General features: G+C 64.1%; 23 protein-coding genes and 2 pseudogenes. 21 read left to right on the plus strand and 4 right to left on the minus strand.

Going from position 1 to position 21,471, the window contains the following annotated elements; all coding sequences use genetic code 11:
- Positions 1–160 precede the first annotated feature (160 nt).
- Complete coding sequence (locus LB547_RS28365) at positions 161–589, plus strand: DoxX family protein (RefSeq protein ID WP_140759789.1); 429 nt, start codon at positions 161–163, stop codon at positions 587–589.
- On the opposite strand, the gene LB547_RS28370 is transcribed toward LB547_RS28365, so the two are convergent.
- On the minus strand, positions 590–895 hold the full coding sequence (locus LB547_RS28370) for a hypothetical protein (protein WP_140499979.1): 306 nt from the start codon (positions 893–895) through the stop codon (positions 590–592). It abuts the gene before it with no gap.
- Positions 896–1,148: 253 nt separating this feature from the next.
- Here LB547_RS28370 and LB547_RS28375 point away from each other — a divergent pair, with 253 nt between their 5' ends.
- The 5 genes and pseudogenes from LB547_RS28375 to LB547_RS28395 all read left to right on the plus strand — a co-directional run.
- Entirely contained in the window at positions 1,149–1,796 is a 648-nt protein-coding gene (locus LB547_RS28375; protein WP_140759793.1) for a glutathione S-transferase family protein, read from the plus strand.
- 697 nt (positions 1,797–2,493) lie between these two features.
- The gene (locus LB547_RS28380) at positions 2,494–2,874 is read left to right on the plus strand and encodes a hypothetical protein (protein ID WP_140521518.1); all 381 of its coding nucleotides are present in this window, start codon (positions 2,494–2,496) and stop codon (positions 2,872–2,874) included.
- On the plus strand, positions 2,867–3,262 hold the full coding sequence (locus LB547_RS28385) for a hypothetical protein (RefSeq protein WP_140521519.1): 396 nt from the start codon (positions 2,867–2,869) through the stop codon (positions 3,260–3,262). The genes LB547_RS28380 and LB547_RS28385 overlap by 8 nt, the downstream gene beginning before the upstream one ends.
- A pseudogene (locus LB547_RS28390) lies at positions 3,150–3,878 on the plus strand (terminase large subunit domain-containing protein); the annotation flags it as partial. The gene LB547_RS28385 and the pseudogene LB547_RS28390, both read left to right, overlap by 113 nt.
- 227 nt (positions 3,879–4,105) lie before the next feature.
- Positions 4,106–4,981: pseudogene (locus LB547_RS28395) on the plus strand (terminase large subunit domain-containing protein); the annotation flags it as partial.
- Positions 4,982–5,081: 100 nt separating this feature from the next.
- On the opposite strand, the gene LB547_RS28400 reads toward LB547_RS28395, so the two are convergent.
- Positions 5,082–5,453, minus strand: coding sequence for a nuclear transport factor 2 family protein (locus LB547_RS28400; RefSeq protein WP_140759803.1), 372 nt, complete (start codon positions 5,451–5,453; stop codon positions 5,082–5,084).
- Between the two features lie 150 nt (positions 5,454–5,603).
- Between LB547_RS28400 and LB547_RS28405 the strand changes: the two genes are divergently transcribed.
- Entirely contained in the window at positions 5,604–6,137 is a 534-nt protein-coding gene (locus LB547_RS28405; RefSeq protein ID WP_140759812.1) for a hypothetical protein, read from the plus strand.
- A 4-nt stretch (positions 6,138–6,141) separates the two neighbouring features.
- Positions 6,142–6,267: a hypothetical protein gene (locus LB547_RS32430; RefSeq protein WP_263483546.1), complete on the plus strand. Its 126-nt coding sequence runs from the start codon at positions 6,142–6,144 to the stop codon at positions 6,265–6,267.
- Positions 6,268–6,410: 143 nt separating this feature from the next.
- Here LB547_RS32430 and LB547_RS28410 read toward each other — a convergent pair whose 3' ends face one another.
- Positions 6,411–7,025, minus strand: coding sequence for a class I SAM-dependent methyltransferase (locus LB547_RS28410; RefSeq protein ID WP_224519113.1), 615 nt, complete (start codon positions 7,023–7,025; stop codon positions 6,411–6,413).
- Positions 7,026–7,284: 259 nt separating this feature from the next.
- Between LB547_RS28410 and LB547_RS28415 the strand changes: the two genes are divergently transcribed.
- Complete coding sequence (locus LB547_RS28415) at positions 7,285–9,063, plus strand: portal protein (protein WP_140759832.1); 1,779 nt, start codon at positions 7,285–7,287, stop codon at positions 9,061–9,063.
- Positions 9,060–9,383, plus strand: coding sequence for a hypothetical protein (locus LB547_RS28420; RefSeq protein ID WP_140759836.1), 324 nt, complete (start codon positions 9,060–9,062; stop codon positions 9,381–9,383). The genes LB547_RS28415 and LB547_RS28420 overlap by 4 nt, the downstream gene beginning before the upstream one ends.
- 260 nt (positions 9,384–9,643) lie before the next feature.
- On the opposite strand, the gene LB547_RS28425 is transcribed toward LB547_RS28420, so the two are convergent.
- A complete protein-coding gene (locus LB547_RS28425; RefSeq protein ID WP_140521524.1) occupies positions 9,644–9,958 on the minus strand; it encodes a YMGG-like glycine zipper-containing protein in 315 nt (104 codons plus the stop codon).
- Positions 9,959–10,263: 305 nt separating this feature from the next.
- On the opposite strand from LB547_RS28425, the gene LB547_RS28430 reads away from it, so the two are divergent.
- The 11 genes from LB547_RS28430 to LB547_RS28480 all read left to right on the plus strand — a co-directional run bounded on the left by LB547_RS28430 (position 10,264) and on the right by LB547_RS28480 (position 21,456).
- Positions 10,264–11,175 (plus strand): hypothetical protein, encoded by a 912-nt coding sequence (locus LB547_RS28430; protein WP_140759839.1) that lies wholly within the window; start codon positions 10,264–10,266, stop codon positions 11,173–11,175.
- 44 nt (positions 11,176–11,219) lie between these two features.
- Entirely contained in the window at positions 11,220–12,209 is a 990-nt protein-coding gene (locus LB547_RS28435; protein WP_140515933.1) for a Coat protein, read from the plus strand.
- Between the two features lie 177 nt (positions 12,210–12,386).
- Positions 12,387–12,998 carry a hypothetical protein gene (locus LB547_RS28440; RefSeq protein ID WP_140759842.1) on the plus strand — a complete coding sequence of 204 codons (612 nt, stop codon included), beginning with the start codon at positions 12,387–12,389 and terminating at the stop codon, positions 12,996–12,998.
- Positions 12,998–15,454, plus strand: coding sequence for a hypothetical protein (locus LB547_RS28445; protein ID WP_140759845.1), 2,457 nt, complete (start codon positions 12,998–13,000; stop codon positions 15,452–15,454). The genes LB547_RS28440 and LB547_RS28445 overlap by 1 nt, the downstream gene beginning before the upstream one ends.
- Before the next feature lie 291 nt (positions 15,455–15,745).
- The gene (locus LB547_RS28450) at positions 15,746–16,399 is read left to right on the plus strand and encodes a hypothetical protein (RefSeq protein ID WP_140759848.1); all 654 of its coding nucleotides are present in this window, start codon (positions 15,746–15,748) and stop codon (positions 16,397–16,399) included.
- A gap of 2 nt (positions 16,400–16,401) precedes the next feature.
- Positions 16,402–16,905 carry a hypothetical protein gene (locus tag LB547_RS28455; RefSeq protein WP_140657731.1) on the plus strand — a complete coding sequence of 168 codons (504 nt, stop codon included), beginning with the start codon at positions 16,402–16,404 and terminating at the stop codon, positions 16,903–16,905.
- Positions 16,905–19,433 (plus strand): hypothetical protein, encoded by a 2,529-nt coding sequence (locus LB547_RS28460; RefSeq protein ID WP_181177971.1) that lies wholly within the window; start codon positions 16,905–16,907, stop codon positions 19,431–19,433. The genes LB547_RS28455 and LB547_RS28460 overlap by 1 nt, the downstream gene beginning before the upstream one ends.
- Positions 19,434–19,489: 56 nt before the next feature.
- Positions 19,490–19,867: a hypothetical protein gene (locus tag LB547_RS28465; RefSeq protein ID WP_224655991.1), complete on the plus strand. Its 378-nt coding sequence runs from the start codon at positions 19,490–19,492 to the stop codon at positions 19,865–19,867.
- Between the two features lie 297 nt (positions 19,868–20,164).
- Positions 20,165–20,638 carry a hypothetical protein gene (locus LB547_RS28470; protein WP_140685701.1) on the plus strand — a complete coding sequence of 158 codons (474 nt, stop codon included), beginning with the start codon at positions 20,165–20,167 and terminating at the stop codon, positions 20,636–20,638.
- A 28-nt stretch (positions 20,639–20,666) separates the two neighbouring features.
- A complete protein-coding gene (locus LB547_RS28475; protein ID WP_181177972.1) occupies positions 20,667–20,834 on the plus strand; it encodes a hypothetical protein in 168 nt (55 codons plus the stop codon).
- Positions 20,835–21,264: 430 nt separating this feature from the next.
- Positions 21,265–21,456 carry a hypothetical protein gene (locus LB547_RS28480; protein ID WP_140759851.1) on the plus strand — a complete coding sequence of 64 codons (192 nt, stop codon included), beginning with the start codon at positions 21,265–21,267 and terminating at the stop codon, positions 21,454–21,456.
- Positions 21,457–21,471 lie beyond the last annotated feature (15 nt).

The following is a 21,471-nucleotide window of genomic DNA, read 5'->3' on the forward strand; positions in this document are numbered from 1 at the left end:
GACAGCGGCCCGATCATGTGGCGCCGATCACGACATCCGGAAAAAACTTCGGCGGATATGTCGGATGCGCGGTGCGTGGCGCGTCCTAGGAGCAATTCCAGGAAAGTTCGGTTTCCATCCGGAATTGGGTAAGACAAGCAAACGAAACGGGAGAACAACCATGCCGTCGCCAACCGTCCAATCGCCGTGGCAGACCGCCGCCTTGCTCATCGCCCGCCTGATCTTCGCGGCCGTCTTCCTGATGGCGGTGACGTTCAAGTTCATGGGCATGGGCGCCACCGCCGGCTATATCGCCGCCGCCGGCTTTCCGTTTCCGCTGCTCCTGGCCTGGTGCGCGGCGATACTGGAGGTGCTGCTGGTGATCGCTTTCCTCACCGGCGCCTTCTTCACGCCGGCCGCGCTGGTCGCGGCGGTCTACGTGCTGTTCCTCGGCTTCGCCTTCCACGGACCGAGCCACTGGGCCGGCAACCAGGCGGAATTCGGCTTCTTCGTCGACCATTTTTCCTTCCTGGCCGGGCTGCTGTTCGCCGCCGTGCACGGGCCGGGCCGCGTGCTTTCGCTCAATCCGGGATGGCCGGGCAGGGCGTAGCTACATCTGGTCGTTGTAGGGTTCCTTCATCTGGCCGACCATGCGCGCCAGTTTCGAAAAGGACGGCATGTCAGCTTCGGGCTGGCACTGGTTGGCGAGCTCCAGCAGCCGGATCGGGAAATTGACGGCGTCGCGGCTCGACGCCGACATGCCCTCGGACCGCTCCTCGCTGGTTTCGCCGGCTTCGGCCTTGCGCAGGGCGATGTCGATCTCCTCTGATGTCAGCACGCCCTTCCTGACCAGGACGTGGTTGATCGATGCGACGGCCATCAGCAGGCCCTCGAGTTGCAGGTTGGCGACGTTCATGGCGGTTGCTCCCATCGGTGAGGCGCGTCACGCTGAACAGGGCCCGTGCGACGCACTTGCAGGTATCGGCCTACGCATGTCGCCCAAAACCGAGGTCACTTTGAGGCGGCGTGCATAGGCGTTCAGAACGCGCGGACATCCATTCGCGATCCGCGCTCGGCAAGGAAAATAGTTCAAGACCGATGTCGGGCTGCAGCGCAGGCTTGTTCGTCATCGCCAGGAAGCCCAGGAAACAGGCAAGGAAGCGGATGCGATGACAGTCACCATTACGGCATTCAAACGGTCGCCCGACGGCGGCAAGGGACTGGCGCGCGACACGCGCGTTCGCTGGGCGCTCGAGGAAGTGGGCCAGCCCTACGAGGTTCGTCTGGTTTCCCATGCCGAGATGAAGGCGCCCGACCATCTGGCCATTCAGCCCTTCGGCCAGATCCCCACCTACGAGGACGGTTCGCTCTGCCTGTTCGAGACCGGCTCGATCGTCTTCCACCTTGCCGAGCGGTATCCGGGGCTGCTGCCGGAGGATCGCGATGCCCGCGCCCGCGCCATCACCTGGATGTTTGCCGCGCTCAACACCGTCGAGCTGCCGATCCTCGAACTGACGACGGCAAAAATATTCGAGGCCGACAAGCCCTGGAGCGAGGAGCGCCTGCCATTGGTGAAGGACCGCGTTCGCGCCCGGCTGGACAGGCTCTCGGCCCATCTGGGCGGCGCCGACTGGCTCGACGGCGCGTTCAGCGCGGGCGATCTGTTGATGGTATCTGTGCTGCTGCGGCTCAGAATGTCGGGCATTCTGGACGAATATCAAAACCTGGCTGCCTATGTGGCCCGCGGCGAAGCCCGGCCCGCCTATGGCAGGGCGTTCGCCGCGCAATTCGCGGTCAATGCTCCAGCACCCAACTGACAAAGCCGATAGGCCGGGGGAGGATCACGCTGGGACGGGCAAGATAGGATTTTTTTCTTAAAGACTGTTGACGGGGTGAAGGCAACTATGCTATGTTTCTATCTATGGTGCTGAGTTGCGCCGATGACCCGCCCCCGAGGCGGGTTTTTGATTCTGGCGCCGCCGAAACAAGAGCGCCGGTCGTGCTGGGTATTGGCGCGATATTCGAGCGGATCTTCATTCAACGCGCTTAGCGACCTTCACAGCGAGATTGTGACGAAGCCCCGGTTCATTAGTTGGGCTGATCCTGTTCGCCCATGCCGTGAAGGCGTGCATTCGCTGCGCGGGGATGCCTAAAGCCGATAAGGAATTTTTTCCTAAAACCTGTTGACGGGGTGAAGGCAACTATGCTATGTTTTTATCTATGGTGCTGAGTTGCGCCGATGACCCGCCGCCGAGGCGGGTTTTGTGTTTCTGGTTTTGCTTTCCTCTTCGAAGGATGGCGCTCTACGGCGCCCCCCTCTGGCCTGCCGGCCATCTCCCCCACGGGTGGGGAGATCGGCTGTTGTCCCGGCTTTCGCCAATCGCCAACGTTGTAGAAAAAAGCGAGGCGCCGAAGCTGCGATCTTCCCCCTCGTGGGGGAGATGTCCGGCAGGACAGAGGGGGACGCGAAGGAATGCGACGTTTCGAACCTGACGATTATCCGCGAGAAATCCCATGCCACGCTATGCCACCATCATCACCGGGGATGACGGCCTTGAGGTCGTCAGCGCCATTGGCGAATTCGAGGGTGCGGCACCGCAGACGCGGCTCGGCCGGATCGAGCAGGTCGCGCCCGGCGTGCTGATCGGCATGGTTCGGGACGCGGCCGGCGGCTTCGCTTTCCCGCAGGCGACAATTCATAGCGGCGCCATCGGCCTCGCCATGGCGGGCCTGAAGGATCTGCCGGGCGTCGCAAAACCTGCCCGGCGGCCGAAGGGCGCCAGGAACGTCAGGAGGAAATCCACCCGCTCGAAGAAGAAGCGGGTCCGGTCGGTCAAGTCCGTGCCGTCGAAGGCCAAGGCCGGCGATGCCGAGGCGGTGACGGGCCATGGCTGACGAAACCGCCGCAGTGCCGGCGCGCGGCAAAGGGCGCAAGCCGGCCGCCAGCCGGAGCGCAAGCCCGGAGGCCGCGCCGGAGACCCGCCGCAAACGCCCGAAGAAAACGCTGGGCGACGACTTTCTCGCCGCCGTGCGCGCAGATTTCCGCGCCCATGGCGCCGGCGTCATCGCCGAAGTGCGGGCCGACAAGCCTGACCAGTATTTGAAGATCGTGCTTTCGGTGCTGCCCAAGGATTTCGATGTCGCCGTCAACCATCTGGATGCCCTGAGCGATGAAGAGATCCGCAGCCGCATCCGCGCGCTCGAAGCCGCGGTCAAACCGTTCCTCGAAGACATCGCCGGTGGCGGCGAGGACGGAATATCTGGCGCTGCTGGCGGAGCTTGACCGCAGGCGTCGTACCAACCAGCTTGCCGCCTACCGGCCCTATGCCAGGCAGGCGGCGTTTCACGCGGCAGGCGCCGCCAACCGCGAGCGGCTGTTCATGGCCGGCAACCAGCTCGGCAAGACCCGCGCCGGCGGCGCCGAATGGGCCATGCACCTGACCGGCCGCTATCCCGCGTGGTGGCAAGGCAAGGTTTTCGATGCGCCCGTGCGGCTGTGGGCCGCCGGCGTGACCGGCGAGGGCACGCGCGACAATCCGCAGCGCGTGCTGGTCGGCCCGCCGCAGCAGCAGGCGCAATGGGGCACCGGCATGATCCCGGCCGATGCCATCGTCGACACCATGATGGGCCGCGGCGCGCCGGGCGCGCTCGACAGCATCGTGGTGCGCCATGGCGGCGGCGGCGACGTGCAGGCCGGCGAGAGCGTGCTGTCGTTCAAGAGTTTCGAGAAGGGCCGCGAGAAATGGCAGGGCGAAACGCTGCACGGCGTCTGGTTCGACGAGGAACCGCCGCTCGACATTTATTCCGAGGGCCTCACCCGCACCAACGCCACCGGCGGCATCACCATCGTCACCTTCACGCCGCTGCTCGGCATGTCCGATGTGGTGCTGCTGTTTTTGTCGGCGGCGAAGGTGGAGGGGATGGGGAAGGGGTGATGGAGAAGAAACTGATTGGGGAAGAGCGGCATCGCACTTGGCGCTTGCTCCCCTTCGTCGGCGCTGCCCCTCATCCGGCTGCCGCCACCTTCTCCCCGTAATGACGGGGAGAAGGGAGCTGGCCGCAATCTCGGCGCCGATTTTTGAACGTTCGCGATTGGCGAAACCGTCGACAACAGCACCCCTCTCCCCGTCACTATACGGGGAGAGGGTGCCGGCAGGCAGGTGAGGGGCGGCGCGACGTTGGTCCGAAAAACCTAGCCTTCACAAGACGCTACATCGATTATCTCGAAAGTGATTCAGGATCCCCCATGTCCCGTCACGTCACCTTCATGACCATCGACGACGCCGAGCATTATTCGCCCGAGGAGCGCGCGGCGATCGTTGCCGCCTATCCCGCGCATGAGCGCGAGGCCCGCGCCCGGGGCATTCCGGTGCTGGGGTCCGGCCGCATCTTTCCGGTGGCGGAGGAGTTGATTGCCTGCGCGCCCTTCCGGCTGCCGCGCTACTGGCCGCGCATCGGGGCGCTCGATTTCGGCTGGGACCACCCTTCCGCCGCGGTCGAGCTCGCCTGGGATACAGAGGCCGACGTCGTCTATGTCGCCAAGGCCGCGCGCGCCTCGCAGCAGACTCCCGCCATGCAGGCGCTGACCCTGAAGCCTTGGGGCGAATGGCTGCCCTGGGCGTGGCCGCGCGACGGCCGCCGCGAGACGCTGGAAGGGGCGGGCACGGCGCTCGCCAAGCAATATGCCGCGCATGGGCTCAACATGCTGACCCGCCACGCGCAATTCCCCGACGGCTCTGTCTCGGTCGAGGCCGGGCTGATGGAGATGCTCGACCGCATGCAATCCGGCCGCTTCAAGGTGTTTTCGACGCTTGTCCCCTGGTTCGAGGAGTTCCGGCTCTACCATCGCAAGGACGGCCAGGTGGTGAAACTGCGCGACGATTTGATGGCGGCGACGCGCTACGGCGTGATGATGCTGCGCGAGGCGATGGTGGATCCGGCGGAGTTCAAGGCGGCGAGGCGGGCGAAGGGGCAGAGCGATCCGCTGGGGGCGTTCAGGTGAGGGCGGAGGGCTCTTCGGAGCGTCGCGGCAGCGCAATTCCCGCTGGAGGAAACGGGCGCTCCGGCGCCGGCCCATGACCCTCGCTGCGATGTCCCTGCGCCTACTCCAGGATTTTCCAATATGAATCCTTGCGGATCACCTTGCCGTCGCGAAACGTGTAGAAGTCGCAACCCCGGACCTCCTTTTTCTCCCCCTCGCGTGTGGTGCCGGTGAGCGTCCATTTCGAGATGCCGGTATCGGCGGTCGAATCCACAAAATGTTCGGCGTTGCCGTAGTGGACATCGGGCAAGCCTTCAAAGCGTGTCGCCAGTGCTTTCCGTACGTTTGCCTTGCCCTCGAAACGAGAACCCCAGGGCTTGCCTCCCCTCGGCATCTCCAGAATGCAGTCGTCGGAAAAGAACGCCATGATCCGATCGAGATCGTGCGCGTTGAAGGCCTCGCATAGCTGCGTCAGCGCCGATCGAATGTCCATTCGCCCGTCTCCCTTCAATTGGATGACCGATGTTTTGCTCCCGCATTCTATGGTCGAAGTAGGTCACCGGAGAGGAGACCGGTCAAGGGCGTGAATTTTTCACGCGGCACTCACACAGATGAACCTTATCCCCCGGGCTCTGGCATCCGCATGACCCTCCGCATCATCCCCGCGACCCTGCGCGATCTCTCCTATATCGCCGCCAATTTGCGGCCCGAGGATCGCGCCGAGATCGATTGCCAGCTCGACTACTGGTCGCCGGCGCTGCTGGCGCTCACCGCGCTGCAAGGGTTTGCCTATGTGGCCGAGCTCGGCGGCAATCCGGAGGTCGGCTTCGGCGCGGCCGAACAGCGGAGCGGGCTTTGGATCGCCTGGAGCTGGGGCACGCGCCGCATGAGGCGCTGCGTGCCCGGGATTACGGAGTTCTTTCACGCGGTGCTCGGTCCGCAAGTTTCCGCCCGCGGTGCCTGGCGGGTCGAGGCGCGGGCGCTGGCCGGCAATGAACTGGCGCTGCGCTGGCTTGGGCGGCTCGGCGCCACGCAGCGCTGCCTGCTGCCTGGATATGGCAGGAACGGCGAAGATTTTTTCCTTTACGACTGGACAAGAGAAGGCTGGAACCATGTGTCTGTTTCAAAAACCACCGGAACTGAAGCCGCTGCCGGCAGTGCCGACGGCCGGGGATAAGGACGTGCAGGCGCGCGAAGCAGCACTTCGGGCTGAGCTCGAACAACGCCAGGGCACGGCCAGCACCATCAAGACCGATCTGGCGCCCGGCAGCCTCGCCGGCCAGCGCCGCGTGCTTTTGGGGATGTGACCATGACCGCGATGAAGCGCAGTTTTCGCCGGCGCGTGCTGGACTGGTGGTACTGGAGGCGGCATGCAAGGTTGGTGAAGCGGCGTGGCGGGTGAACGCTGCCAATCTCCCCCACGAGGGGGGAGATTGGCAGCTTCCACCGCTCACCCCTTCTTCGCGAATGCCCAGACCATCATCGGGTATTCCTCGTCGTTGCTGAGGTCCCGCCACAGGCCGTAGGCGCGGACCGGGCCGCCTATGTGGGCGCGGGCGCAGGCCTTGTTGCCCCAGCCGAACGCCTGGACGTTGTCCTCGGCGAAGCCGCCATCGACCATCAACTGCTTCAGGCCGGCCGGCGTCCACCTGTTGTAGTCGTGCGGCCTGGCGTGGACGCGAAACAGGAAGGGCGTCGCCACCATCGCCCAGCCGCCCTCGCGGGTCATGGCGTGGATGTTCCGCGCCGCCGCCTGCGGCCGCTGTACATGCTCCAGCACCTGATCGGCGATGACGATGGAATATTGCTCGTCGGTGCGATCCTTGCAGATGTCGAAATCGGGGAAGTCGACCGAGCGATAGTTGGGGCACATCGCCTTCCAGTAGCGATTCCAGCCGGGCGAGATCTCGATCACGTCGCGCGATTTGCGGTTGGCGGCCGTCAGGAAGGTGGTGAAGGCCTCGATCTGGCGGATGCGCAGCCAGTTGCGGGAATCGTAGCCGATGAGCCGTTTAACGGTACGTTTGCTCTGGTTCTTCAGGGCGGCAAGGCTTGTCGTCGTCACATCGACCTCCTGCAAAACCCCGCCGCGAAGCGTTCCTAGACCAAGAACCGCGCAAAAGGATGACATCGTCGGCTGAAGCTGCCGATCTCCCCCCTTGAGGGGGAGATGTCGCCGGAGGCGACAGAGGGGGTCGCCTCGCATGAAGCGCTAACCTCCTTCTGTTGCAGAAGGCCGAACCCGGTCGATCCGACCCCCTCTGGCCGCTTTGCGGCCATCTCCCCCTCAAAGGGGGAGATCCCCCAGTTTTAACGAGGCCCCCATGACCAGCGATTCCCGTGCCCGCGATATTCTTTCCCGCCAGTCCGAGCTCGAGAGCGAGCGCGCCGCCTACGAGCCCGTGTGGGAGGCGGTGGCGGAGTTCTGCGATCCCGATGCGCCCGATATCCTGTCCGGGCGCGGCGCCCGCCGCGGCGACAACCAGGCCGAGCGGCAGGAGCGGCGCGGCGCCCGCGTCTATGCCAACACCATAAACTCGGCCGCCAACCGGCTGGCCGCGGGGCTCGAAAGCCTGATCATCCCGCAGTCGGAGAAATGGCACGGGCTGACCACCGCCGAGATGGACGACGAGGAGACCGACGAGGAAAAGGAATGGGCGGAAAACCTGCGCGACTTCCTGTTTTCGCTGCGCTACTCCGCCAATTCCAATTTCGTGCCGGCGACGCAAGCCTGCCTGCGCAATGTCGTGCGCTACGGTCCGGCCTATCTCTATGCCGAGGAAGGGTTCGGTTCGACGCTGATCCGCTACGCCTCGATCCCGGTGGTGGAAGGCTATCTCTCGCGCAACCGCTGGGGCCAGGTCGACATCTTCCACCGCCGCTACGAACGCACCGCGCGCCAGGCGGCGCAGCTGCTCGGCTACGAAAAACTGCCGGCGCGCATCAGGACGCTGGTCGACGACCCCGCCAAATGCGAGGAGAAGATCGCGCTCATCCAGTGCATCCAGCCGCGTGACGAGCGCCGCATGTACCGATCGGGCGGAAGCTACCGCTATCTCGACGCCGCCTTCGCCTCCTACCATGTCATCGAGGACGAGGAGGAGATCGTGCGCGAGAGCGGTTTTCGCACCTTCCCGGTGTCGGCGTTCAACTGGCGCCGCTACGAGGGCGACGCCTATGGCATCTCGCCGACCATCGAAGCCTTGACGACCGTGCGCGAGGAAAACGCGGTCCGCCGCTCGGGCCTGCGCGCGCTGCAACAGATCACCGATCCGCCGACGGCGTCGAAGGCCAGGCTCGACTATGTGCCGGTGCTCGATCCGGGCGAGAATTATCCTGGCCTCATCGACGACAATGGAAGGCCGCTGATCGCGCCGATCACCACCGGGCAGAACCCGAGCTACGCCTTCGACTATGCGGCGAGCCGGGCGGAGGAGATCCGCGACATGATGTTCGTCAACCTGTTCCAGACCCTGGTGCAGAACCCGCAGATGACCGCCACCGAGGCGCTGATCCGCCAGGAGGAGAAGGGCGCGCTGCTGGGGCCGTCGGGCTCGATCATCCAGGCGGGCTTTGCCACCAATCTCGACCGCGAGCTCGGCATATTGGAGGACAAGGGTCTCTATGACGAGGACAGCCGCTTCCTGCCGCCGGCGAGCCTGGCGGGCAAGGCGGTGCGGCCGACCTTCACCGGTCCGCTCGATGTCTTGCGCCGCTCGGCGGAAGCGCGCGACACCATCCAGCTGGTGACCACGGCCATGCAGATGGCGCAGTTCGACCCTGATGTGATGGACAATATCGACAGCGACGAGGCGCTCAAGATCGTGCAGAGCGCCGGCCGCAGCCCGCAGCGCATCTTCCGCCGCAAGGATGAGGTGGCTGGCCTGCGCGACGCGAGGGCCAAGGCCAGCCAGGCGCAGGCCGGCATGGCGGCGATCGCCACCGCCGGCAAGGTGGCCAAGGATGCCGTGCCGGCGGCCGTGCAGGCGCGCGACAGCGGCCTGCTCGAAGGCCTGCAAGGCATGCTGCAGGGCGGCACCGCCGATGGGCCGGCACCTGATGCCGGCGCCCAGGGCGCGATGCCGGCCGGACAGCGCGCATGAGCCGCAAACGCTTCGCCCACGCGTCGCAAAGCGGCGGCCCCGCCAAAGCGCGCGAGGCGCTGGTCAAGGCGTATATGCGCGTGTTCTCCGGCGAGGACGGCGAAATGGTGCTGGCCGATCTCGCGGCGACGGTCGGCTATTTCAGGCGTCCGTCATACGGCGAGTGGATGGCGCGCACCAGAACGCCCAACGGCTTCGAGCTGCACAGCGCGCTCAGCAACGCCCGCGCCGAAGTGGTGCAGCACATTATGGGGTTCCTGACGCTGGACGAGGCGCAGCTCGTGGCGCTGGAAAAGGCGGCACGGATGGAGGAGAGGTGAGGCGCTGAAGCGCCGATCTCTCCCCTCGTGGGGGAGATGCCCGGCAGGGCAGAGGGGGGCGCTGTCCCGCCGACCTTTGCCGTGCTCATCGCACGGCGATCAAATCACGAGCGGTCGCTCAGGCCTGGCCCTAGACGGCAAACCTATGGGCATGTTCAAAGTTCGGCGACGATCGAGGTCGGCGCTCTACGGCGCCCCCCTCTGTCCTGCCGGACATCTCCCCCACGAGGGGGGAGATCGGCGGTCTGGCCGCCGGTGATTCAATAATTGCCGTTGTAGTACCGGTCGTCGCAAGGCGCGGTGTAGATGCGGCCGTAGCGGTCCTGGTAGCGGCAGAGCTGGTCGCCGCGGCGCTGCGGGGTGGTGGCCGAGCCGACGACGGCGCCGAGCAAGGCGCCGCTGGCCGCGCCGATGACCGTGCTCTTGGTGTTGCCGCCGATGGCCTGGCCGACGAGGGCGCCGCCGGCGCCGCCGATCAGCGCACCGGTTCCGGCCCGCTGCTGGCCTTCCGTCTGCGCGCAGCCCGCCAGCGCGGCGATCATCAAAACGGCGGCAGTTGTTTTGTGAAGGTTCATGTGACGTCTCCCTTAAAGATTTGAAATCCCTATCGATCGTCCCGTGCGGCCGCATTGCGGCGGAACGGCGGCACAGGCTGTCACGATATAAGACATGGTTTCTCGGGCGTTGATGAACCGGGAGGCGAAACACCTCTTTCGAACAAGGCGCTAGCGCCGATGCCTGTCAAAATGATTCAGCCTGAGCGGTCCCGGCCGTGTCTGGCCGCCCTTCCTGCCGCGTAGACCGCTCCTCACCCTCACACAAGGACGATTGGCGGCGCCACCAAGCTCACTTTCAACCTAACCCTCAAAAGGAACATCACATGACAGATCTGGCAGATGCCGGGTCCGTGGTTGCCTCGTCGCAGCCGGCGGGCAACCCGGAACGGCCACCGGCAGGCGCGGATAACGGGTCCGCCGGGCTTGCCGGCAAGAGTTGGTTTGACGGTCTTTCCGAAGGCAACCGCAAGCTTGCTGAAGCCAAGGGCTGGACCAAGCCTGAAAGCCTCGATCGGGTTTTCACATCCTATGCGGAGCTGGAGCGGCGGCAGGGCGAAAGCCTGCGCGTTCCAGCCAGGGACGCGCCTAAGGAAGACTGGGACAAATTCCATGCCCGGCTGCCCGAGGCGATGCGTCCGCTGACATCGCCCGAAAAGGTCGAATACCGGCGGCCCGACGGCCTGCCGGAAACCTTCGCCTATTCGGACGAACTCGCCCAGGCGTCCAAGGCCTGGGCGGTCGAAGCCGGCGCCACGCCGAAGATCGCCCAGGCCTATCATGACAGGTTCGTCGGCTACATGGCCGAGCAGGCGGCGGCCCAGCAGGCAGCGCTCGCCCGCTCGGTCGAAGCCACCCATGACGACCTCGTCAAGGATTGGGGCCCGGCCGACAGCGATGGCTTTCGCCAGAAGCTGGAGGTGGCCAACCGGGCGATGAAGAAGCTCGGCCTGGTCGATGCCTACAAGCAGAAGGGCATCCTTCTGCCCGACGGCGCCCTGACCGATCCGCAGATCGCCAGGGCCTTCCAGGCGATCGGCGAGGCGATGTTCCGCGAAGACACGATCGACGCCGACGCGGCGCCGCGGGGGCAAAACCCCTTCCGGCGCAACGCCGCCGGCGAGCGCAACGTTTCGGCCATTTCAGCCCTTGTCAAAAGCGACCCTCAACGCGCCCGGCGGCTGGCCAGGGAAGCGGGCGAAAACCCGGATCTCTGGATGCCGAACAACCCGCTCTGATCCCGACGCATCAGCCGCCGATCAATCTCTCAAAGGAAGACAAAATGGCAGACGCCTATACCCGTATCGCGGACGCGATCGTTCCGTCCGTTTATGCCCAATACGCTTTCGAGGAGCACGTCCAGTCGCTCGAAATCTACCAGGCCGGCATCCTGTTTTCCGATCCGGCCATCTCCTCGAAACTGTCGATGGGCGGCCGTTCCGTCGACATGCCCGGCTGGAAGGACCTCGGCAACGATCCGTCCGAGCCGGTCAATGACGACCCGGCCGATTCCATCGAGATGAAGAAGATCGGCTCGCGCCGCGAGGTCGCCGCCCGCAATGTCCGCGCCCAGGCGTGGGGCGTTCCCGACCTGACCTCCATCCTGGCGGGCGACGATCCGCAGAAGCTGATCGTCAAGCGGCAGACCGAGTACTGGCAGCGCGCCAACAAGCTGACCCTCATCGGCATGCTCAAGGGCGTCGTCGCCGACAATCTGGCCAATGACGGCGGCGACCTGGTGCGCGCCACCGGCGCCTCCATCGTCGACACCGACATCATCGAGGCGGCCTACCTGATGGGCGACCGCGCCGACAAGTTCCGCACCCTCTGGATCCATTCCAAGCAGATGAAAGCGCTGAAGCTCGCCGACCTCATCGACTATGTGCCGTCCTCGCAGCAGGGCGGGCCGCTCATCCCCTATTACATGGGGCTGCGCTGCGTGGTCGACGACGACATCCCGCAGGCGGCGGGCGTCTACACCGCGTTCATGTTCAAGGACAAGGCGATCCTGTGGAACGAGCTGCCCGTGAACACCGAAGGCGGGCCGCTCGAGTTCGACCGCAAGCCGCGCCAGGGCCATGGCGGCGGGGTGACGGAAATGGTCGGCCGCCGGCATTTCGTGCCGCATGTGCCGGGCACCCGCTTCCTCGACGCCTCCACCGCCGGCGAATTCGCCACCGACGCGGAGCTGGCGCTGGCGGCGAACTGGGACCGCACCGCGTCGAGCGTCAAGACCATGACGTTCATCGCTCTGAAGACGACCGAGGCATAGGGTTTCGTCTCCCGGGAGGTGGGCCAGGCCCACCTCCTTCCTGCGAGCGCCGGCGCTTGAACATTGACGCCAACCGTCGATGCCGGCGCTGCCCCTCATTGCCCTGCCGGGCATTTCTCCCCGTGAACGGGGAGAAAGACGCACTTCCCCCAATCACAACCCACGGAGGCCTTACCCATGGCCATAACCCCGACCGACATCGCCAATATGGCGCTGGCAGTCCTTGACGAGGCGCCGATCGACAGCCTTGACGAGGACATTAAGGCCGCGCGCTTGCTCAACATGCATTTCGACCTGACCCGCGAGGCCGAGTTGACGAAATACGCCTGGGTGTTCGCCGTCCTTTCGGCATCCCTGGCCGGCAGCGATACCGGTTCCGGCGATTGCACGCTGAACTGGGTCTATGAACTCCCCGTCGATTGCCTTCGCCCGCTGCCGCTGACCCACAATGGCGAGCCGGACGGCATCGCGATCTCGTGGCGGCAGGAGGCGGGGCTGGTCTACAGCGACCGGGCGGGACCGCTCACCATCCGCTATGTCGCGAACCTCACCGACCCCAACGACTGGGACGCGCCGTTCACCGAAGTGCTGGTGGCGGCACTCGCCATCAAGATCGCGCATCCGCTGACGCACAAGGCCGGCATGATCGACATTGCCCGTTCGGCCTACGACCGCGCGCTGGACGCCGCCTTCACCGCGCAGGCCATCCAGCGCGGCGGACGGCTTTCGACATCGAGTTGGGCGCGGCAGCGCGGCGACAGCCGGTTTTATGCGGGGGCCATGCGCTGATGGCGACGCTCTATCCGGTCCAGGACGTCTTCACCCGCGGCGAGATCTCGCCACGCCTGCACGCGCGCGCCTCGCTTGATCTCTACCGCGCGGCGCTGTCGAAATGCGAAAACTTCGTCACCCTGCCGCATGGCGGCATCCGCAAGCGCGGCGGCACCTGTTTCGTCGGCGAAGTCAAGACGTCCGCCAAGGCGACGCGGGCGATCCCGTTCATCTTCTCGGCCGACCAGGCCTACATGCTGGAGTTCGGCAATCTTTACATCCGCGTCTACGCCTATGGCGCGCGTGTCGGCACGGTCGAGGTGGCCTCGCCCTATCTTGAAGCCGACCTGTTCGATCTCGACTATGTGCAGTCCGCGGACCAGATGTGGATTTCCCACAGGGATTATCCGCTCAAGGTGCTGACGCGCACCGCCCATACGGCATGGGCGCTCGACGACTACGCGATCGACGACGGGCCCTATGACGACATCAACGATACGCCGACCACGCTGACGCCCGCGGACTATGGGGCGCTGACGCCGAAGATGACGTCGAACACCGCGCCTTCCGGCACGGTCTCAGGCATGGGCGGGGCAGGGGACGCCTTCCAGCTTTTCGACAAGGCGACAGAGACGGACAGCGGCATCGCCGGTGCCACCAACGGCTCGGTCACCTACCAGCTTGCCGGTGGCGCGCAGGCCATCCTCGAAAACTACTATCTGACCGCACGCACCGGCGGAACGGTCGACCGCACGCCGACTATCTGGGTGCTTGAAGGATCGAATGACGGCGCGACATGGGTGACGCTCGACAGCCGCACCGGCGAGACCGGCTGGTCGGGCGGCGAAACCCGCTACTACGAATTTCTGAACAAGCTGGCGTTCGAATATCACCGCTTTACTTGGAAGGCGATCAACGGCGCCTCGGACAGCGCGTTTTCCGAACTGAACCTCAACCGGGCGGCGGCCAGCCAGACGCCGTTCGACCTCACGGCGTCATCGACCGCCGGCATCAACGGCGGCGCCGGCTTCCAGGCTTCGGACGTCGGCCGGGCCATTCGCCTGCTTGCGTCCGACGGCCGCTGGCGCTGGGCCAAGATCACCAGCCGCACCAGCGCCACGGCGGTGAAGGTCCAACTGCATGGATTTGCCCTGCCTGACCTCAGCCCGATATCCCGCTGGCGCCTGGGCACGCTTGTGCCGGGGAAATATGTCGAAAGCGGATCGCTCTACGAGGAGCGCCTGGCCTTCAGCCGCAAGTTTTCCGTCTACGCCTCGGCAACGGGGGATTTCAACAATTTCGCATTGGGCGAGAAGGATGACGACGCGCTGGAATTCCTCCAGGCCGGCGGCGGCCAGGCGAACGACATCACGTGGATCGCGGAATCGGACGGCGCGCTGCTGATCGGGACGCTCGGCGGCATCCGCGCACTCTCCGGCTCCGGCATCGACGAGGCATTGACGCCCTCCTCGTTCAAGAACCGGCGCTCGCGCACGTCGGGCTGCGCCCGCATCCGCCCCGTCGATGCAGGCCAGTCGTTCCTCTATGTCACGCGCTCGCGCCGCTCGATCGCCGAGCTGACGCAGGCTTCGACCGGCCGCTTCACCTCCGACGATATCGGCCAGATCTCCGAACATATCGCCAAGCGTGGCGTGGTCGAGCTGGCGTTCCAGACCGACCCCGACCCGATGCTGTGGTTTCCGCTCGATAATGGCGAGCTCGGCGGCTACACCCACCAACCCTCGCAGGAGGTGCGCGGCATGCACCGCCACCGCCTCGGCGGTACCGTCGCCGGTTCCGGCTGGGCGGCTGTCGAAAGCGCTGTGGTGACGCCGGGCCAAGACGGCGTCGACGACATCTGGCTGATCGTCAGGCGGACCATCGGCGGCGTGACCAGGCGCTATATCGAGATCATGCAGGCGCCGTTCGAATATGGGGCGCTGGAGGACGCCTTCCAGGTCGATTGCGGCCTGACCTATTCGGGCGCCGCCGTCAACACCGTGTCCGGGCTTGCCCATCTCAACGGCGAAAAGGTCGACGTGCTGGCCGGCGGCAAGGTCTATCGCGGGCTGCCGGTCGCCTCCGGCCAGGTGACGCTGCCCGGCGGCGCCGTCGCGGCCAAATGGCAGGCCGGGCTTGCGTTCCAGTCGCAGGCCGACACGCTGGAGCTCGACGTCGCCGGCCGGGACGGCTCGATCCTCGGGCGACGCAAGAAGGTGGCGGGGGTCATCCTGTCCCTGCTCGAAACCGACACGACAGGGCTTCAGGTGCAGTCGCTGATCCGCGGCCGCTGGGAAAGCGTGCGCATGCCCTCCATCGTCGCGCCCGACGGCAAGGCGAGCCTGTTCACCGGCAATGTCGAGGTGCCCATCGACGACAGCTGGGAAGGGCAGGGCCGGGTGCGGATCCGCCACGTCAACCCGACGCCCTGCACGATAAGGGCATTTACGCCAGTGTTCGACGCCGAGCCGTAGGGCGAGCTGGCGTTCCTCGCCCCCGCGAGGCGGGGGAGAGGTGGCCGCGAAGCGGTCGGAGAGGGGGCCTTCGTAAGGCGCAGGCGCTTCTGCCGGAGAGTCCGGCACAGCTCGGCGCCATCCCCTCTCCGTCTCGGCTTCGCCGAGCCACTTCGCCCCACTTGGTGGGGCGAAGAACCCAGGCTGAATCAACGCCGCGATCCTTCGCGCCTCCCTCTGCCCTGCCAATCTCCTCCACAAGGGGGAGATTGGCGCTCCACCGCCTCCAGCCCACCACAAGGAACCCATCCCGTGACCACATCCCCCCATGCCGAACAGCTCGGCAGGGCGCGGACGGCTGCCGACTACGCCGCCGTCATCGCCTTGCTCGATGCCGACCTCAATGATGCGATCGCCCGCCGGCGCGGCTGCGAACAGGCCGAGGACCGCGCCGTTTTCGGCGACGGCGATCTCTCCGCCGCGCGCATCGCGCTGGACGACTGCAACGACGTCGTCGCGCTGCTGGAGAAGATCATCGCGGCAGCGGACAAATGCCGTGCCGAGGCCGCCGCGGCAGAGGCGCGCGCCGCCGTCGAGGCGCTGGGCGGGCAAGCGAAAGCCAAGGCGGAGGTGCTGACCGAGCGCTGGCGCGCCGTGCGCCGCCTGGTCGAGCTGTTGCGCCAGGACCTGTTCGAGGCCGATGCGCTCGCCCGCGCGCTCGCCACCGCCAACGGCCTCTTCGACGCCGCCGGCATGCCTGACCTGAAGGTGAACCTGGCCGTTGCCCGTCGCGCCGCCATGGCCGGGCCGCGCGCGGCGGCGCCGGCGCGCCTCAGCCGCCCGGCGATCCAGGCCGACAGGCTGCTTCTGTCGTTCACCAACCCCGGCGGCGCGCTCGACCCGCGACCGGCGCTCGGTGCGCGCCCGGCCAGGAAAACCCCCATTGCCGCATCCCAGCGAGGCTGACCATGTGCACATTAGCCCTTCTCGGCACGGCCATCTCCGTGGGTGGCGCATTGATCGAAGGCCGGCAGCAAAACCAGGCGGCCGGTTACCAGGCCAAGGCCTACGGGCAGCAGGCGCAGGCCGATGCGCAAAGTGCCGCCTTCGAACAGAGCCAGGAGCGCCACAGGCAGGATCTGCTGCTTTCGCAGGCGCGGGCCCGGGCGGGCGCCTCCGGCGTCGGCCTATCGGGCTCGCCGGCCGAGGTGCTGGCGGCCAATGCCAGGCAAGGCCAGCTCGACCTGAAGGCGATCCAGTACGGCTCGGCGCTGCGCCGCAACACTCTCGACAGCCAGGCGGCGCTCGCGCGCTACTCCGGCAGGCAGGCGGCGGCGGCGTCGATCTTCAAGGCCGACGGCAGCCTCGTGTCCGGTTTCTCCCGTCTCTACGACCCGACCAAGGCCGTGACCTTCGGCAAGGGCGCCTTCCCGCCGGCGCCGGGCGGCGCCTTCACGGGAGGGCTCTACTGATGGCGACGATTCCACTCCAGCTTGCCCAGCGCCGGCTCGAGGCCGGCAATGGCGTTTCCTATCCCGAGGGGTCGCCGGCCGGCAGGGCGATGCAGGATCTTGGCGACGAGCTCTCGGCCGTCGCCGAGCGCTACCGGCAGATGAAGGAGCGGCAGGAAGCGTTCGACGCGGAGCTCGCGCGCCGCCGGTTCGCCGACCGCATCGCGCAGGCGGAAGACGACGTGGCGGCGAATGCGCCGGCCGACGGCAGCGGCCTGCACGATGCGATGTATGGCGAGGTCGATCCGCGCAGCGGGCAGGTGGTCAAGCCCGGCCTGTTCGACAGGCTGTTCGACGAGGCCCTGCCTGACATACCGGAGAGCCGGCGCGCCGCTTTCGCCAGGCAGAAGGAGCCGATGCGCGCGGCCGGCTCGCCGCGCATGGCACAGCGGCAACAAAAGCAGCGCGATGAGTATGAGCTGGCGGAGTGGGCGAAGGTCGACACCATGTCCACCAGCTCCATCGCAAAAGGCGACCCGAACGACATCGGAGCTTTCGAGGCGATCCGGCAGAACGGGTCCGATCTGATCGCCAAGATCGGAAACCCGGTTATCAGGCAAGCGGCGGAAGTGGCCTGGCGCAGCAACACGGCCAAGGCACTGGTTCAGGCGATGATCGCCCAGGATCCGAAGCGGGCCGCCGAGATGTTGGGCGGGGCGCCGGCAGACTCTTCCAGCAGCGATGCCTCCGACGTTAGCTGGATCCGTCTTGCCGGCAGTTCAGATACGGCGGCAGCGAAAGGCAATCGTGTTGGCAAGCTCGCGCCGGATGAAATTGTGGCACAAGCATTTGGGGAAGACATTCCACAAGACGACCGGTCGGCGCTGCTCCAACAGGCGCAGGCGGCTCACGCTTCTCAGCAAGTTGAGATGCGCACCCGTATTGGCCTCGCCGAACAGAACGCACCTAGGGCGATCAGGGACACTGGCAGCTATTCGGGCCCGACCTTCACGCCAGAACAGTTCGTGGGGCTCTATGGGGCGACGGAAGGGTTCAGGCGTTTTCAGGCTCTCCATCAAGCGCTTGATGTCAGTCGCCAGTTCCACGGCATGCGCACAATGTCCAATGACGCCGTGCAGGCCATGGTCAAAGAGTCTGCGCCCAAGGCCGATAGTGCGACGCCAGAAGAGGATCGGGCGCGTTATGATGCAATAGCCGCCGCGGCGGACCTGACATTTCAAGCGAGGCGAGGCGATCCGGGCGGTTATGTACGCAAGACATTCGCGGCCCTCGACGCAGCTTGGAATAATCTTTCGAAGCCGGAGGACTATCAGACCGCGATCGTTGGCTCGATTGCCGCCCAACAGCAGTTGGGCCTCAACCCCGTCCAGCCGTTGCCGAATTCTGTGGCAAAAGGCGTTGTAGGGAAATTTAAAGACGAAGCTCACCCGCCCAAATCTCAGCAGACAGAGCTGCGCAATGTGCTTGCCGCTCTGCCGAATCAAGAGGCGCTTGAAGCGGTGCTTGGCCATCTTTTGCAGGCCAGTGCGTCGCAAGCAGACAACGATGCCGCGAACAGCTCGCTTCGGGCAGCAGGCGTCGACCCGATGGGCGTGCTCGATTTGCAGAACACCGTCCAGTCGGGATGGTCGGTACCAACTGGGTACGCAACCAACCGGTACCTGACGGCTCGAGAGCGGTTAGGGAACCTAATAGCTGGCGATAGTGAACCGGGAAGTCTGTGGCGGTTCGCCGCGCAAAAGCTTGTAGGCTCTGAGGGCCTCGGCAATGACGGTATTTCGGTAGCCGACTTCACACCTGTCGTGGGAGCTTCGTTGGCGCTCGACGAAGCCCTGAATGCCGCCCTGGATGGAAACTACAGCGATGCAGTGCTCGACGCCTTAGGTACCTTTCCCGGCGAAAAGTTGGTGGGTGAGGTTTTCCAGGGCGCCAAAAGTATTGCCAAGCCCTGGGTCGAGAGCTCTTCCGTATTTTCGAAGCGATCGGCTGAACTTGCCAAAGGCGGCGAGATACTTGTTCGTGGCGTCGACGCCGAAACCCTTCGATCCCAACAAGCCATTGCTCGGTCGGTCTCTCGGCAGTCTCGACGCCGTAGAACGCGATCCGGTGAGATATCCGAAAGTGCTTTTGAAGCTGCAATGCTGGCTTCTCTGCTTTCTAGGGACGCCTCCATGATTAAATATGCCGGTGCAAAGGTTGGGTGGACGAAATCAAAAAACTACCGAAAAACGTTCTTTAAAGCGAATCCCGCACTCAACGAGGGAGATTATGTTGTTCATCATAGTGTCGAGCAAAACGTTCTTGATAGATACCCAGGGCTTTTTGCAAGTGAAGAGATACATTCACTCGAAAATCTCCGTGGTGTCCGAAAGGAATTCGACGTAAATTTGCATTTAAAAGTGATTCGAGCCGAGTGGGATGAATTCTATAAGACGCACATCACGGCAACCCGGCAGCAAGTGCTTGACTACGCAACTGAGTTAGACAAGAAATATGGGCATCTGTTCGACCCACCGATAGGTGAATAATGCGATATTATGAAGTTAGGCCTGACGTGGCTGGTGGGCTGGGTGAGAACACTGTTATGGACACCAGCGTCCATCCGCCTGCCGTGAGCAAGCTCCACTATCAGGTTGAGGGATGGTTCGGCGACGCGCTTGTCACCACTTTTCCTTGTTTCCTGGTGACGGAAGAAGCCAAGCGCGGATTGCTCGATATTGGCATCTCCGGCGCTACATTCGCTCCTGCCGAAGTGACCAAATCCGAAAATTTTCTGGAGCTGCAGCCCGATGTCGAGCTCCCTCCGTTTGTTTGGCTCAAGGTGGACGGTAGAGCAGGTCACGACGACTTCGGCGTCAATCAGAAACTGAACCTCGTGATATCGGAGCGCGCCTTCGATGTGCTTGATGAACTGGGACTTCCTTCCGCATCCATCCAACCGTTCGACGTCGGCAATAAGTAGTGGGGTCGCCCGCGTCGTTGCCGACGAACGTTAAAGCGCCTCGGATAAGTGTCGAGTTAATCATGACGATCAATGCCAAATCCAATTTTGAGCAGCGTCACACATCTGCCTTCGGTTTAATGTCAGCCGGGCTCGACGAAAAGATCTTATCGTCGCCAATGGTGGGCTAGATCACGTATCAAATATTAAGCCTCGTACCAGGGAAGAGCACATAAGGCTCCACATGGAAGCCGGCGATTTTCAGCGCTGGGCTAGGAGACGATGGCTGCGGACTAAGATAAGTAGTGGAGAGAAACTGTGAGCAAAATTACCCCGGATCTCGGTAAAGTAAGCCGTCTTCCTCTACCAGCAGACGACCCAGGTGCAGATGATGACCTTGACAGCGCCCTTCTGGAAGCTCGTGAATATATCCAATCTTACGACTGGGTAAGGAGAATCGAAGGCGAGTATTTCGGATATGGTGCCGAAGGGATAATATACATTTTTCTCTTCGAGATTTCACCCGGGAAACCAGATGTGCCACGATGGATATGGGTGCTCGTCGGTGATGTACCCCCAGCGTACATGCCCGGTGACGATTTGGAGACCCCGTACGAGGCGCTGGACGGATATATCGGTGCAATGGATGAGTGGGTTGAAGCTGCGCGGCAAGGGAAGTCCGTGGCGAAGCTCATTCCCGTTAATGTCCCGGCGAATCCCGCCAACGCCGAGATGTTGAGTGGACGGCTTAAATTCCTCGACGAAAAGATTCTGCCGCTGCTTCAAGAATGATGTCTCGGCAGGCAGAAGAGCCTAAGATATGGATAAATGGAAGTTCGAAGATCCAGAAAATTTGGCCGTCATATCGACCCGAAAAATATTTGGTGGTGGCGGCTGGGTTGCCTACGCCTCACATGATGCCGATGATGAGTCGTGGCAATTCTACGGAGATGAAGCTGAAGTTGATCAAGGCGACCTAATTTGGTGAGTTTGGCCGAAGTGGTAGAGCTTGATAATACGGTTGCACAATTGGCAGATTTGCCAGTGGGTTGGCATGCTCGGCGCGATACAAAGACCTCACCATGGAGGCGGAGCAAAATGCCCGACGAATTTCCGGAACTGAAGGAGAGCTAGTTCCGTCATCCAAATTCCTGGTGGGGTGAATTTCTGGCCGGTCGGCGCCCGATGGCCGAAGAATACAATTTTAAGCAAATGTTTCCGGATTGGTCTATTCTGTTACCTGGCGGCAGTTCAGGTGCAATACAGCGGAAACACCCACGGAACACCTTGGCATTAGGGCTGCCAGTGCACTTCGATGGCGCAGCTGGCAGCTCTGCGATGTGTAATATTAGCTAGGCGTAAACTTTGGCATGTTCGTTGCACCTTACCCCTTGAGGGGGCCACAGGGGTTGGAACCGATGTATCGAAATGACACAGAACTGTTCGCGCGGGCGAACGAGCGGGGCATTACGATCTATCAACGCTCGAAAACGGTGTGGATCGCGGCGGGAAGCTACCGGGACCGCGAATATGCGGTGAAGGGGCGGACACCCGCCCTTGCGCTCGCCTTGTGGAAGGAGGCCACCAGATACAGCGGGTCGGGACTTTAGAGCCTGTCCTTGCCG

The sequence above is a fragment of the Mesorhizobium sp. B264B1B genome (assembly GCF_020165765.1).
In the GTDB taxonomy this organism is placed as follows: Bacteria; Pseudomonadota; Alphaproteobacteria; order Rhizobiales; family Rhizobiaceae; genus Mesorhizobium.

Excerpts from the sequence above, each read along its gene's own strand:
- LB547_RS28365 (WP_140759789.1), top strand. The coding sequence starts at position 161 with ATGCCGTCGCCAACCGTCCAATCGCCGTGGCAGACCGCCGCCTTGCTC.
- LB547_RS28370 (WP_140499979.1), bottom strand. The coding sequence starts at position 895 with ATGAACGTCGCCAACCTGCAACTCGAGGGCCTGCTGATGGCCGTCGCA.
- LB547_RS28375 (WP_140759793.1), top strand. The coding sequence starts at position 1,149 with ATGACAGTCACCATTACGGCATTCAAACGGTCGCCCGACGGCGGCAAG.
- LB547_RS28380 (WP_140521518.1), top strand. The coding sequence starts at position 2,494 with ATGCCACGCTATGCCACCATCATCACCGGGGATGACGGCCTTGAGGTC.
- LB547_RS28385 (WP_140521519.1), top strand. The coding sequence starts at position 2,867 with ATGGCTGACGAAACCGCCGCAGTGCCGGCGCGCGGCAAAGGGCGCAAG.
- LB547_RS28400 (WP_140759803.1), bottom strand. The coding sequence starts at position 5,453 with ATGGACATTCGATCGGCGCTGACGCAGCTATGCGAGGCCTTCAACGCG.
- LB547_RS28405 (WP_140759812.1), top strand. The coding sequence starts at position 5,604 with ATGACCCTCCGCATCATCCCCGCGACCCTGCGCGATCTCTCCTATATC.
- LB547_RS28415 (WP_140759832.1), top strand. The coding sequence starts at position 7,285 with ATGACCAGCGATTCCCGTGCCCGCGATATTCTTTCCCGCCAGTCCGAG.
- LB547_RS28420 (WP_140759836.1), top strand. The coding sequence starts at position 9,060 with ATGAGCCGCAAACGCTTCGCCCACGCGTCGCAAAGCGGCGGCCCCGCC.
- LB547_RS28425 (WP_140521524.1), bottom strand. The coding sequence starts at position 9,958 with ATGAACCTTCACAAAACAACTGCCGCCGTTTTGATGATCGCCGCGCTG.
- LB547_RS28430 (WP_140759839.1), top strand. The coding sequence starts at position 10,264 with ATGACAGATCTGGCAGATGCCGGGTCCGTGGTTGCCTCGTCGCAGCCG.
- LB547_RS28435 (WP_140515933.1), top strand. The coding sequence starts at position 11,220 with ATGGCAGACGCCTATACCCGTATCGCGGACGCGATCGTTCCGTCCGTT.
- LB547_RS28440 (WP_140759842.1), top strand. The coding sequence starts at position 12,387 with ATGGCCATAACCCCGACCGACATCGCCAATATGGCGCTGGCAGTCCTT.
- LB547_RS28445 (WP_140759845.1), top strand. The coding sequence starts at position 12,998 with ATGGCGACGCTCTATCCGGTCCAGGACGTCTTCACCCGCGGCGAGATC.
- LB547_RS28455 (WP_140657731.1), top strand. The coding sequence starts at position 16,402 with ATGTGCACATTAGCCCTTCTCGGCACGGCCATCTCCGTGGGTGGCGCA.
- LB547_RS28460 (WP_181177971.1), top strand. The coding sequence starts at position 16,905 with ATGGCGACGATTCCACTCCAGCTTGCCCAGCGCCGGCTCGAGGCCGGC.
- LB547_RS28465 (WP_224655991.1), top strand. The coding sequence starts at position 19,490 with ATGGACACCAGCGTCCATCCGCCTGCCGTGAGCAAGCTCCACTATCAG.
- LB547_RS28475 (WP_181177972.1), top strand. The coding sequence starts at position 20,667 with ATGGATAAATGGAAGTTCGAAGATCCAGAAAATTTGGCCGTCATATCG.
- LB547_RS28480 (WP_140759851.1), top strand. The coding sequence starts at position 21,265 with ATGTATCGAAATGACACAGAACTGTTCGCGCGGGCGAACGAGCGGGGC.